Below are 12,121 nucleotides of genomic sequence, written 5' to 3' on the forward strand. Positions count from 1 at the left end.
TCCCAATTACCAATTTTGATTATGCAAACCCCACCTCCTCCATCAATTACGCCCCGCCAGATGAATCTGCTGAGAATTGTTGCTTCTATGGCCTGGGCTGACGGCGAACTCGCGACAGAAGAAGTTAATTTAATGCTCGATCGCTTTTGTCGTTTGTTTGCCCCAGATACCGACGGACAACAAATGCAACAAGAACTGCGGGATTACGTCATGCAAAATATCCCCCTTGACGAGTTGATCGGCCAACTAGAAACTCAAGATGAAAAGGAATTAGTCTTGCAACTAGGCTATGAAGTGATTTCTTCTAGTTCTCGCACTCCTGACGAACCAAAAATTAACGCTGAAGAAGCCGCAGCTTATCAAAAATTAGTGCAGTTGCTGAATCTTTCAGAGGATGTGGTCAAGCGTATTGAAGCTGAATCATCGGCTGCAGATACTTCAGAGGGAATTGTCGAGAAGATGGCTCAAAAATTAGAAAAGTTCATCAAAGGCTAGTTCGGGACTTGCGTGCGCTTGGCTTAAAAACCCGGTTGATTCCTAGATTTCTCGTTACTAAACCGGGAATTTTTCGTAGAAACCGGGAATAAGCCCCCCATGCCTAAGTCTTGTTAGGTAAGTATCGAAATAATATTTTTCTGAGTGCAACTATTTACAACTAAATCAGAAGGGAAATAAACCGGATTGTGACTCCCAATTTCCTAGGATATACTAACACAAAAACACAGGGAAGTTGAGAATATTTTTCATCGCCGACAACGGTAACAGAATTTGCGTGAAGCGAAGCTATCCCGCAGGGAATCGCCTTTCTCGCCCGCAGCCTTCCCATTAACAATAATTAGGGACTTAGGCAAAGCCTAAATCCCTAATTGAGCTACCGATTTTTTGCCATTACTGAAAGTGATATCGTTTCCGGTTGCATCAGAATAATAAAATCGAGTCAACAGTCAACAGTCAACAGTCAACAGTCCACAATCATTTCTGAGTAAAACCGGAATAGATATTAATCAAACCCGTCATTAGTGCGGTAACTTGCTGAGGGCGTGCCAAGTTCTATAGCCGACAATTCCATCTTGCGGTAAAGCCTTGCTAATTTGCAATTGTCGCACTGCTACATCTGTCATCGGCCCGAAGAATCCGTCAATGGAGCCGAAATAGTATCCATTGATTTTCAAGACATTCTGAACAATTTTAACAGCATTGCCAGAACTGCCCTTCATGACGATCGGCATATTCACAGGTGCACCAGAGTATAGTGCTTCCCAAGTGACAGGGCCGACAATCCCATCTTCTTTTAAAAAGACGCGGTGTTGATAGCCTTTGACCGCGTTTTGAACTTGGATGCCGAAAATACCGTCAATCGGCCCAAAATAATATGCCCAATGATATAGAAGCTGTTGTAGTTCCTTGACAGCTTGACCTGTTGAACCCATTTGTAAAGTGGGTTTGTTTACTCCCGTGGTTTCAGCAAATGCCAGACTTGATTGAGCAGTAGTATCGGCGACAAGAGCCATAGTTTCATTGTTCAAGCTTCTTTCTTCCGTGAACATAATGTGATTCCTTTCAAGATTTAAGTTTTGGTGTTTGATATTTCAGGTATAACTCGTAGGTTTTATGACTGCACAGTCACTTTTTCGAGTGTCACTCGTTTGAGTGTCACTCATTTGAGTTACCCGTTGGTTTGTCGTAAGGAATGCAAGTTGTAATATTTTTATGAGGACTTCCGTCGTCACTACAAACCCACGGGTAAGGTGCGCGGTACACACCCTACAAAATACAAAGATGCGGGGTACGCACCCTACCAACTACTGTTGATTGTTTACTCAGCAAATTCTCGCAAGGTTGGAATTAAATACTGTGTCAAAGTAAAGGCATCTACTCCTAATTCCGTCCGTTCTTTAGCAGCCATGATTCCGGCTTGAGCGTGCCACCAAGCTGCTGTTGCAGCAACTGATTTGGGGGGGGATTTGCGGGCGATCGCACTTGCTAATAGTCCCCCCAACAAGCCTGTGAGAACGTCGCCGCTGCCGCCTCTGGCGAGGGCTGGGGTGCTTTCGGGATTGAGGTAGGTGATGGTACGTGAAGCGTCGCTATGCCGTAGGGAATCGTCCTCATCCTTCCAACTTATGCACACTCTGGCTCCTTTGAGCAATATTGTTGCACCGCAAAGCTGAGCTGCTGCTTGAGTTGCGGCAATTCGATCGTCGCCGGTTTGGTCGGCTAATTCGGGAAATAAACGCTTGAATTCGCCCGGATGAGGCGTGATAATTGTCAGTGCACAGCGTTCGGACAAAATCGGGACTGTGCCGAGTTGAGCGAGGATATTTAAACCGTCAGCATCTAACACCAGAGGTCGATCGCTCTCCAGTACAGATTCTACAGCTATTGCGGCTTCCAATGTCAGACCTGGGCCTGCGGCGATCGCATCATAGGTACTCAAATCAATTGCTACTGGCAACTGGCTAATTGCACCGCTGTGGGTTTCAGGACATCCTATAACTAATGCCTCTGGCAACTGGCTGCTCAACATCGATTTAATCGACTCAGGAACAGCAATTGACAGCATTCCGATGCCGCTTGCTCTTGCTCCCAATGCTGCCAAAATTGCGGCTCCGCTGTAGCGGCGGGAACCTGCAATAATTAGTATGTTACCGTTGGTGTATTTGTGCGAAATTGGCGATCGGGGTAACGGCAAATGCTGAGTTGCCGATGCTTTTGTAATGCGTTGTATTGCTGGCGTTTCGCCCAATATTGCTGCAATATCTGCTGCGGTAATATCAAAATCAATTAATTCTGAACTGCCGATATATTCTAATGCTCTGTCTTGCAGAAATGCCATTTTCCACAAACCCAAACATAATGTATGTTTTGCCCTAATTGCCGTTCCCAAAACTTCTCCACTATCTGTATGAATCCCCGAAGGAATGTCTATACTTAAAATTGGTATATTTAAATTATTTATTTCGTCAATAGCTGCGGCAGTGGCGTTAGTAATTTCTCGTTCTAATCCAAATCCAAATAAACCATCTACGAGCAAATCGCAGTTTGTCAGATTTTCAATATTATCAACAAATGAAATATTTAAATAACGCGCATAATCAGCGTGATTTTTTGTGAGTTCTTTTAGTTTAGAAAATGGGCAGTAAATAACTACTTGGAACCCTTGAAAATGCAATTCGCGGGCAACAACCAAAGCATCGCCACCGTTGTGTCCGGGCCCAACCAATATGCCGATAACTGGCAATTGAGAATTAACAATATTTTTCCCTTCTTCCCTTTTCCTTCTATCCGTTAAATCCCGTACACTGCCCGTTGCCGAACTTCCTTCCGCTTTCAAAAGCTCCTGAATGCGTCTAGCAATCAGTCCCGCGACTTTTTCCATTAAAGCTGCGACTGGCATTCCAGCAGCAAAAATTCTCGTTTCTATTTGCCGCATTTGGTCGGCGGTGACAACAAATTTTTGAATGGTCATATTAATGCTAAAATTTCAGCTAACAGCAGCAGTGGCCAGTTGTAGTATTTTTGTGGTATAATAAATTAGCTCGATCGAACTAACTCACAGTAAAATAGCAATTTCTCTCAGAATCATGAACAAGATTGTTGTAGGCCTCTCCGGCGGGGTCGATAGTTCCGCAGCAGCCGCAATTTTACACCATCAGGGATATGAAGTGGTGGGTTTAACGCTGTGGTTGATGAAGGGCAAAGGTCAGTGCTGCTCTGAGGGAATGGTCGATGCAGCTAAAATTTGCGAAGATTTGGGCGTTCCCCACCACATTGTTGACAGCCGCGAGGTCTTTCAGGCAAGTATTATTGATTATTTGGTGGAGGGTTACAGTGCAGGAGTTACGCCTCTGCCTTGTTCGCAGTGCAATAAAACTGTGAAGTTCGGGCCAATGCTTAAGTATGCTCGCGAAGAACTCGGAATTGAAAAAATCGCTACAGGGCACTACGCTCGGATTACTTACGATGCTGCTACGGGTCGCTATCAGTTGCTGCGGGCGATCGACCCTGCGAAAGATCAGTCTTATTTCCTGTACGATCTAACACAGGATTTGTTGGCGGGTACGGAGTTTCCTTTGGGCGAAATTACCAAGACAGAAACTCGCAGAATCGCGGCAGAATTTGGCTTGACAACTGCTGATAAGCCGGAAAGTCAGGATTTGTGCTTGGTGGAAAGTAACGGTTCGATGCGGGCTTTTCTGGATAAGTACATTGCGCCGCAAAAGGGTGACATTGTGGACAAGTCAGGGCGGGTGCTCGGACAGCATGACGGTGTACACCACTACACCATCGGCCAGCGGAAGGGACTGGGGATTGCTGCACCGGAACCGCTGTACGTGATTGAACTCGATGCTGCTGGCAATCGGGTAGTTGTGGGCGATCGACAGTTGGCAGTAGAATCTGAATGTACAGTCCAGAAAGTGAATTGGGTTTCTGTGGCTGCGCCGATGGCTCCGATTCGGGCTCAGGTACAGATTCGATATCGATCGCAACCCGTCCCGGCTACAATTATTCCTGTAGAATCCTCCCAACCAGAGGAAAAAGTCGGCGGTACAAGAGTTAAGTTGATTTTTGACGAACCGCAGTTGAGCATTACCCCCGGACAGGCGGCTGTCTGGTATGACGGCGAGGTGCTGTTGGGCGGCGGCATCATCGAAAGAAACCAACTCCCAAATTAAAGCAAGGGGCGGGCTAGAAGCCCAACCCCTACTCCCCACAAGAAACCACCCACAAAAAAACTCACTCTTTGTGGAACAGGCATCTTGCCTGTTCCCAGAAGCCGACAAGAAACCTCCCACAAGAAAATTCACTCTTTGTGGAACAGGCATCTTGCCTGTTCCCAGAAGCCGACAAGAAACCTCCCACAAAAAAACTCACTCTTTGTGGAACAGGAATCTTGCCTGTTCCAAAAAAACTTATTTTTCATTTCACAGGGGTAAATTTACCTAGCTAACTTTTTTTCCAAACGCAAGATATTTCCCCTAGCATTAGTACGGTACACCCAAGTTTGCCTACCATCAGAAACCACAACCCGCCAACCTTCGACAATCATTTGACCGCAAATTTCATCCGCTTTCGCGAGTCCTAAACAAGTATTCGGCCAACTTTGTTCGCTTGATTCAGTTACTTTCAACTTGTCAGCAGCAATGCCAGTGGAGTCCGACAACTGTCGGCGAACTGCTGCTGCTACGGTTGCGGGCAATTTGTTTGGGGGATTTTGGCGCGTCGTCTCGGCCAACTTCCCCGGTTCGGAAATTAGAGTATTGAGTGCCAATACCGAATAGCTGATTGTTTGGGGCACCGCAGCTGAGGAAAATTGCTGCGCGGTTTGCTGCTGCTTTTCCAACTGGGCAAGGGAATCTTTGAGAGCGCCCGCGTTAGCGGCTGCGGTGTGTCTTAGCGCCGGATACATTTCCCATACCAGAATTCCTGTCAGCACCAAAGCCAAGATTACAGGATTGGGCTGCTTTTGGTCTCGGTTTTTATTCTTTTGAAAACTATTGTTGGAGATTCTTTTCATCATACGCCCTCTGCCTCACTTTACACAATGCGCGATCGCTCCTGGACACTCAACTGCAGATACTTATTTAGACACGATTGCTGGTGCTATTGGTTCCTTTGTGCAGAACCGACTTGACTGCGGGTTGCTGGTGCGATGTAAGTATTTCCTACTCGCTGCCGGCAGTTGTGTTTCAGGAAACTTGCACTACCCAGTTATTACTTAATTTTTACTTTTTGTCTCAGGGTATTAAGAAAAATTTATGCTTAAGTAAATATTCTTAAAAGCCTCTAATCCTGCCCCCGACTCTCAGTACAAATTACTATTCTTCGTTCCAAAACTGCTAAACGTGTTTTAGACTGTGAGAGGCGAGCTGAGCCAAGGATATCACAGGGATGCCACAAAATTTGTTGCAACAGGACTAAAGCGCATTAGAAATTAAATTAGCTATCGCTGATTAATTGTATTAGCATTGTGGTTTTCTAGAGCGATCGTCCCCGCAACTACTTTAGTAGCAAAGGCTACTTTTCGACTACAATTTTGTTGACATCTATCCATTATGAACAGGAAATCCCTGGCAATCAATTTAATGAATCGGCTGAGTTATCCTCAAAAATTTCTCCTGATCGGTTTTCTATTTGCAATACCGTTAACCTTGGTCATGTACCTGTTGATTTCCGAAATTAACAGCAGGGTTGATTTTACTCAAAAAGAAATTTACGGTAATCAATACTTGCGCCCACTGCGCCAGTTGAGGGAATACATACCAAAACTTCAACTGTTAAATTATCAGAGTTTAAGTTCTAATTTAAGCAATTCAAAATCTCGAACCGATTTAGAAGCCAAGATAGACAAGAACTTTCAGGCCCTAGCAAATACAGATAGCCAGGTCGGAAACATATTAATGTCAAGTGAAAATTTTCATAAAATTTATCAAGATTGGCAAAATTTTAAACTTCGCCGCAGCCAGTGGAGTTTAGAAACTTACGATTTTGTCTATCAACGTTTAGCTACAGACATTGATAGACTGAGCGCTCGCGTCGGCGATACTTCCAATCTGATTTCCGACCCAGATTTGGATACTTATTATTTAATAAATGCTACTTTGCGTCAGATTCCAGAAATGGAAAAAATTTTGTCAGAGATTAGACTTATTTCTCAAAAAATTAGCCTGCGTGCCGATGCCACACCAGAAGAAAGAGCGCAACTGATTACTCTTTCCAGCCGATTGAGAGAAATCAATGATGATTTGCAAGTAAACATGGAGGTAGCATTTAGCAATAATCATCAGGGGAATCTGCGCTCGGCATTAACACAGGATTTAATAAAATTCAACTCTCTGGTTAAGCAGCTAACTAAGCAACTAGATCAAACAATATATCAAACTGTATCACTAAAATATTACGCCTACATCACAGGAAGCAATTTGGCTTTAAATGCAATTTTTCAACTCGGAGATAAAACTGTAAACGAGTTAGATTTTCTTCTTCAGTACCGGATTGCTGCTTTTGTTAAGAGGAAACAAGTGATTATTATTTTAGTGTTAATAATATTAGCTCTCGTTATTTATCTATTTGTGTCTTTTTACAGGGCGGTTATGCAAACTGTATTTGTTCTTGACGAAACATCAAAAAAGATGGCAAGTGGCAATTTCGCACAAAAAATTATTTTGGATAACAGAGATGAACTGGGGCAAGTTGTGGGTGCGTTTAACAAAATTGCCGATGCCTTAGTTGCTGCAAATCAAGAAATTACTGTTCTCAACGATCGCCTGAAATCCGAAAATATGCGAATGAGCGCCGAACTAGACGTTACTCGCAAGATTCAGCAGATGCTGCTGCCGAAAGATCGAGAACTCAAGGAAGTTATCGGCTTAGATATTGCGGGATTTATGGAGGCTGCTGAGGAAGTAGGCGGCGACTATTACGACGTACTCCAACACAAAGGTAGAGTAAAAATCGGCATTGGGGATGTGACGGGACACGGATTGGAGAGCGGTGTTTTAATGATTATGGTTCAAACGGCAGTCCGAACTTTGCTCGCCTACAATGAACCCGATCCGGTGAGATTTTTAAGTGCTATTAACAGTGTAATTTACGATAATGTAAAGCGCATGAAATCCGATAAAAACGCCAGCCTTGCTTTGCTAGACTATGAGGAGGGGATGCTGAAGTTGAGCGGCCAGCACGAAGAAATGATTGTCGTGCGGTGTAACGGTTCTGTCGAGCGCTTTGATACGATCGATTTGGGTTTCCCGATCGGGCTGGATGCAGATATTGCTGAATTTGTTGCTGAGCAAATTGTGCATTTGCATTCAGGAGATGTAGTTGTGCTGTACACTGACGGGATTACGGAAGCTCAAAATATGGATCAACTGCTTTATGGTTTAGATAGGTTAATAGAGGTAATAGAGATTAATTGGCAGTGTTCGGCTGCCGAAATCAGGCACGCTGTAATTAAGGACGTGCGATCGCATATCGGCGAACAAAAAGTTTTTGATGACATCACATTGCTGGTACTAAAACAAAAATAACTACTTGGATATCCCTTCTAAAGTTTAAAATATATTCAGTGATGTCCGTCATCTCAAACTTTAGGTCTCACATTGATATGATTCAGATTTTCGGCGATTTCATAGAGCAGCCCGCTAGCCAAGAATACTTAATAATTGGATTTTCTCCGAGTTCGATTCCTCTCAAGCAGCGGTGGCGTAACAACGGTTTGTCGGCGGATTTTCTGGCTGACTACCTGACGACTTTTTTTCCGGGCAACCAAGATGATCCCGCGACAATTGAAAGACAAGCTGAAATAAAAAGCGCTGTTAGCTACATTGCCAACGAGTTATTGGAAAATGCCATGAAGTTTAATGATGAAACCTCGGAGTACCCGATCGATATTAAACTGCAATTAGACAGCGACGGAGTGATTTTCTCAGTTGCTAACAGCATCTCTCCGCAAGCGGTGGACAAGTTTCAGGCTTACATTCACCAGTTGCTGACCTCGGAGCCAAGCGAACTTTACATTCAGCGGTTAGAAAAAAATGCTGCTGACGAAACCTGTACGAATTCTGGATTGGGTTTGTTGACCATGCTCACCGATTATACCGCCAAACTTGGCTGGAAATTCCAGACCGTGCACAAAGACCCCGAAGTAATTGCGGTGACAACTATGGTGCAATTAACAGTATAACCAACGCTAGCGATCGATAATATCTAAGGGACTTTTTTTTGTGGCTATGGAAATTAATACAGAAGATTACCAGATCTGTTACGATCCAGCAACGGCAACCGTGAGTTTTATTGGATCTCTAAGGCTGAGCGGGCCTGCAGAGTACGCGCCGCTAGCGCAGTTTCTGACCAAAGTTGCCGACTTGGAACCGACAAAAATTACCCTCAATTTGCAGCAGTTAGAATTTTTGAACAGTTCTGGCATCAATATGCTATCGAAGTTTATTATCGAGGTTCGCAAAACAGCCAGGGTGCAAATGGCGGTACAAGGCTCTCAAAGCATAGCATGGCAAGGTAAGTCTTTGAAGAATTTCCAGCGCCTGATGCCTGGTTTGCAGTTGGATTTTCTATAGAAACACGATTACTTTTAGGGTGCGAGATGTTAAGCAATTTTTTGTTAGTCGAGGCGCAAATTCTCGAGTTATGCTGGAAGAACAACCATCTAGAGAACAGCTACTTTTAGAGATAGAAAGATTGCGCCAGCAAGTGGAAGACTTGAAGGAGGAAAAAGCGGATCTGGAAATCTTGCTGGAAACTACTGCTGAACATTCCGATACGGTTGAAACTGAGTTGCGAACTCGCGCATTCGAGGCGGTGCGCGAAGGCGAAATCAAGCTGGCTCAATTTCTCGAAGCGATTCCTATAGGTGTGCTCGTGCTGGATTCTCAAGGCCGACCTTACTACATAAATCACGCCGGACAGCAGTTACTCGGCCAAGGAGTTTTGCCCTTAAATGCAGTTGAGGATTTGTCAGAAATTTATCAAATTTATATTGCGGGAACTGAGACTATTTACCCTTTCGAGAATTTGCCCATCGTCCGAGCTTTGAGGGGCGAAAACGCGACGGCCGACAATCTGGAAATTCATCAACCCTACAAGAAAGTTCCCCTGGAGATTTGGGGAACACCAATTTTTGACGAGGGTGGCAAAGTTGCTTTTGCGATCGCAGTTTTTCAAGATGCCACGGAACGCAAAGAAGCTGAAGCAGATCGCCATTTATTTATTAAGAAACTATTTGACCTCAATCAAAATTTAGAAAAATCCCTGGATGCCGAATCAGAGTTAACTGATGCCTACGGTAGATTTGTGCCGCACCAATTTCTAAATTTGTTGGGATATGAAAGTATTATAGATGTCCATTTAGGCGACCAAGTGCAGCAGGAAATGTCGGTGCTATTTTCGGATATTCGCGACTTCACGAGGCTTTCCGAAACTATGACTCCCCAAGAAAATTTTAAATTTATCAATGCTTACCTTTCGCGGATGGAGCCGGCGATTACTAGCAATAATGGGTTTATTGACAAATACATCGGCGATGCAATTATGGCTTTGTTTAGTGACTTTGCAGATGATGCAGTGAAAGCGGGTATTGCAATGCTAAATACCCTCAAGATTTACAACGAATACCGTCAAGAGGTCGGCTACGTCCCGATCCGAATTGGCATTGGCATCAATTCCGGTTCTTTGATGCTGGGGACAGTCGGGGGGAAAAGCCGCATGGACAGCACTGTGATTAGCGATGCTGTTAATTTAGCATCTCGCATTGAAGGATTGACCAAAGATTACGGCGTACCTCTGTTAATTTCTCAGCAGACTTTAGAACGGTTGCGAAATCCCACAGATTATGCTATTAGGATTGTGGATAAAGTGCAGGTAAAAGGAAAATCTCAATATGTCGTAGTCTATGAGGTATTTGATGCAGATATGCCGGAAATTATGTCGGCCAAGCTAGCAAATTTGCCTGTATATAATGAAGCTATGTTACTGTGCGATCGCAAGGAATTCCGAGAAGCGGGAAAATTATTTGAAGAGTGTTTGCGAACAAATCCCAGCGATCAGGTAGCTCGCATTTACCTGAAACGCTGTCGGGATTGGCGATCGCTCCTTAAAGGAATTTAAAGCAGCTTACTCGATTTTAGATTTTAGATTGACTCCATATAGCAATCCTCGCATCACTTGTGAATTTCTTACTTTCTCCTCGCGGGTTCGGGGAGGGTTGGGGTGGGATAAAAAATTTAGGACTCCTGTAAGGATTGATATATATCTTGAGAGTGATGACTGACCTCTGGCCTCTGTCAAAGGTTTGACATACTCCCCTGCCTAAAGGCGAGGGGATTCTAAGCTCAAACAGCAATTGCAGGCACAGCCTGTCTAACATCGCCTAACTTAACGGTTGACGCCCCACCAAGGAAAACAAGCAAGTTATTTATTGCAGCGTTCTCGTCTCTGCTGTTCACCTTCTGGCAGGACGGACATCGCCATTCACGAACTGATAAATCCAATTCTTTCAGAACGTGTCCACAGTGGGAACAAGTTTTACTAGATGGATACCAGCGGTCGATAAAAACTAATTGTTTTCCTTTCTTTTTGGCAACCCATTTGAGAATTTGGAGGAAATCGCCAAATGCAAGGTCTGAGATTTTACGTCCCCAAAGCCGTTGCATTCCTTTTAGATTCAACGTTTCAAAACACAGCACGTCAAACTTATCAGTTAATTCGTGAGCCAATTTCCAGAACCAATCAGAGCGACGATTTACTACGTCAGGAGTGCTTGCGAACTAGATTGAGTCTTGCTCTTTCCCGGTTAGCTGAGCCTTTCCGTTTTTTGGAATGTTGACGATTCGCTTTCTTAATAGCGCCGAGGGATTGTTTCAGGAATTGTGGTGATTCGATTTTCGTTTTATCTGAGCAGGTGAGAAACGTTTTCAAGCCGAAATCTTGCGCCAGCGATTCTACTCGTCTCGACTTTGGTTTCAGGTTGTTCAACGCTGTCAACGACCACAACCATGAATAACTCTCCCAATGGAGTGCGCTTAATGGTTAAGGTTTTGACCTTCCCCGCTATCTCTCTGGAATTCCAATACTGATAAACGCGATTCCCAATTTTAATTCGATTACCACCTAAAAATTTATAGCCAGCTTGCTTGAGAGTGAACGATTTGTATTTGCGAACTTTCTTGAAACCGGGAGGTCTAACTCCTTTCTGGTGATGCTTAAAAAACAGTTGGTAGGCTTTCTCGATTCGCTGGCAGATATCCTGTACAGCCTGAGATCCAACCTGCTGCCAGAACGCTTTACGCTTTCTGATTTTAGCAATATGACTTTGAAGCTTGCTGCAATTCAAATGCTTGCCCCACATCCGGTAGTACCGTTTATGGAGTGCAATGCAATGGTTGTAGATCACCCCGGCAGCATTGATACTTCGCTTGAGATGTCTATTTCGCTTGCTTTGATATAGCTTAAACTTCAATGTTTTCATGCTAACCATGATCTCATAACGGGTAGCGATTGGGTAGCAAAATGATTAAAGAAAGATTAAGTAAGTAGTTAAACAAAATTAATTACATAAATAACTAATATGATATAATAAGAATATTAAGTATATTTAAAGAGGTTT

General features: G+C 43.9%; 12 protein-coding genes. 7 read left to right on the top strand and 5 right to left on the bottom strand.

Going from position 1 to position 12,121, the window contains the following annotated elements; all coding sequences use genetic code 11:
• The first annotated feature begins 21 nt into the window (after positions 1 to 21).
• On the top strand, positions 22 to 495 hold the full coding sequence (locus QUB10_RS04320) for a TerB family tellurite resistance protein (RefSeq protein ID WP_333199857.1): 474 nt from the start codon (positions 22 to 24) through the stop codon (positions 493 to 495).
• Between the two features lie 521 nt (positions 496 to 1,016).
• Here QUB10_RS04320 and QUB10_RS04325 read toward each other — a convergent pair.
• Positions 1,017 to 1,547 carry a peptidoglycan-binding protein gene (locus QUB10_RS04325; protein ID WP_333199859.1) on the bottom strand — a complete coding sequence of 177 codons (531 nt, stop codon included), beginning with the start codon at positions 1,545 to 1,547 and terminating at the stop codon, positions 1,017 to 1,019.
• A gap of 269 nt (positions 1,548 to 1,816) precedes the next feature.
• Positions 1,817 to 3,469 carry an NAD(P)H-hydrate dehydratase gene (locus QUB10_RS04330; protein ID WP_333199861.1) on the bottom strand — a complete coding sequence of 551 codons (1,653 nt, stop codon included), beginning with the start codon at positions 3,467 to 3,469 and terminating at the stop codon, positions 1,817 to 1,819.
• A gap of 115 nt (positions 3,470 to 3,584) precedes the next feature.
• On the opposite strand from QUB10_RS04330, the gene mnmA reads away from it, so the two are divergent.
• Positions 3,585 to 4,676: a tRNA 2-thiouridine(34) synthase MnmA gene (mnmA, locus tag QUB10_RS04335; RefSeq protein ID WP_333199863.1), complete on the top strand. Its 1,092-nt coding sequence runs from the start codon at positions 3,585 to 3,587 to the stop codon at positions 4,674 to 4,676.
• A 263-nt stretch (positions 4,677 to 4,939) separates the two neighbouring features.
• Here mnmA and QUB10_RS04340 read toward each other — a convergent pair whose 3' ends face one another.
• Entirely contained in the window at positions 4,940 to 5,521 is a 582-nt protein-coding gene (locus QUB10_RS04340; protein WP_333199865.1) for a hypothetical protein, read from the bottom strand.
• Positions 5,522 to 6,056: 535 nt separating this feature from the next.
• On the opposite strand from QUB10_RS04340, the gene QUB10_RS04345 reads away from it, so the two are divergent.
• The 4 genes from QUB10_RS04345 to QUB10_RS04360 all read left to right on the top strand — a co-directional run bounded on the left by QUB10_RS04345 (position 6,057) and on the right by QUB10_RS04360 (position 10,623).
• Positions 6,057 to 8,030 (top strand): PP2C family protein-serine/threonine phosphatase, encoded by a 1,974-nt coding sequence (locus QUB10_RS04345; RefSeq protein WP_333199867.1) that lies wholly within the window; start codon positions 6,057 to 6,059, stop codon positions 8,028 to 8,030.
• Between the two features lie 77 nt (positions 8,031 to 8,107).
• Entirely contained in the window at positions 8,108 to 8,686 is a 579-nt protein-coding gene (locus tag QUB10_RS04350) for a DUF6272 family protein (RefSeq protein WP_333199869.1), read from the top strand.
• Between the two features lie 46 nt (positions 8,687 to 8,732).
• Positions 8,733 to 9,077, top strand: coding sequence for a slr1659 superfamily regulator (locus QUB10_RS04355; protein ID WP_333199885.1), 345 nt, complete (start codon positions 8,733 to 8,735; stop codon positions 9,075 to 9,077).
• Between the two features lie 70 nt (positions 9,078 to 9,147).
• Positions 9,148 to 10,623 (top strand): adenylate/guanylate cyclase domain-containing protein, encoded by a 1,476-nt coding sequence (locus tag QUB10_RS04360; RefSeq protein WP_333199871.1) that lies wholly within the window; start codon positions 9,148 to 9,150, stop codon positions 10,621 to 10,623.
• A gap of 224 nt (positions 10,624 to 10,847) precedes the next feature.
• On the opposite strand, the gene QUB10_RS04365 is transcribed toward QUB10_RS04360, so the two are convergent.
• Complete coding sequence (locus QUB10_RS04365) at positions 10,848 to 11,231, bottom strand: transposase (RefSeq protein ID WP_333054008.1); 384 nt, start codon at positions 11,229 to 11,231, stop codon at positions 10,848 to 10,850.
• A gap of 34 nt (positions 11,232 to 11,265) precedes the next feature.
• A complete protein-coding gene (locus QUB10_RS04370; protein ID WP_333199873.1) occupies positions 11,266 to 11,508 on the bottom strand; it encodes a transposase in 243 nt (80 codons plus the stop codon).
• A gap of 205 nt (positions 11,509 to 11,713) precedes the next feature.
• On the opposite strand from QUB10_RS04370, the gene QUB10_RS04375 reads away from it, so the two are divergent.
• A complete protein-coding gene (locus tag QUB10_RS04375; RefSeq protein ID WP_333199875.1) occupies positions 11,714 to 11,962 on the top strand; it encodes a hypothetical protein in 249 nt (82 codons plus the stop codon).
• Positions 11,963 to 12,121 lie beyond the last annotated feature (159 nt).

Source organism: Microcoleus sp. B5-D4, assembly GCF_036705145.1.
Lineage (GTDB): Bacteria > Cyanobacteriota > Cyanobacteriia > Cyanobacteriales > Microcoleaceae > Microcoleus.

Coding starts and splice junctions, on each gene's coding strand:
- QUB10_RS04320 (WP_333199857.1), top strand. CDS start 22: ATGCAAACCCCACCTCCTCCATCAATTACGCCCCGCCAGATGAATCTG.
- QUB10_RS04325 (WP_333199859.1), bottom strand. CDS start 1,547: ATGTTCACGGAAGAAAGAAGCTTGAACAATGAAACTATGGCTCTTGTC.
- QUB10_RS04330 (WP_333199861.1), bottom strand. CDS start 3,469: ATGACCATTCAAAAATTTGTTGTCACCGCCGACCAAATGCGGCAAATA.
- mnmA (WP_333199863.1), top strand. CDS start 3,585: ATGAACAAGATTGTTGTAGGCCTCTCCGGCGGGGTCGATAGTTCCGCA.
- QUB10_RS04340 (WP_333199865.1), bottom strand. CDS start 5,521: ATGATGAAAAGAATCTCCAACAATAGTTTTCAAAAGAATAAAAACCGA.
- QUB10_RS04345 (WP_333199867.1), top strand. CDS start 6,057: ATGAACAGGAAATCCCTGGCAATCAATTTAATGAATCGGCTGAGTTAT.
- QUB10_RS04350 (WP_333199869.1), top strand. CDS start 8,108: ATGATTCAGATTTTCGGCGATTTCATAGAGCAGCCCGCTAGCCAAGAA.
- QUB10_RS04355 (WP_333199885.1), top strand. CDS start 8,733: ATGGAAATTAATACAGAAGATTACCAGATCTGTTACGATCCAGCAACG.
- QUB10_RS04360 (WP_333199871.1), top strand. CDS start 9,148: ATGCTGGAAGAACAACCATCTAGAGAACAGCTACTTTTAGAGATAGAA.
- QUB10_RS04375 (WP_333199875.1), top strand. CDS start 11,714: ATGCTTAAAAAACAGTTGGTAGGCTTTCTCGATTCGCTGGCAGATATC.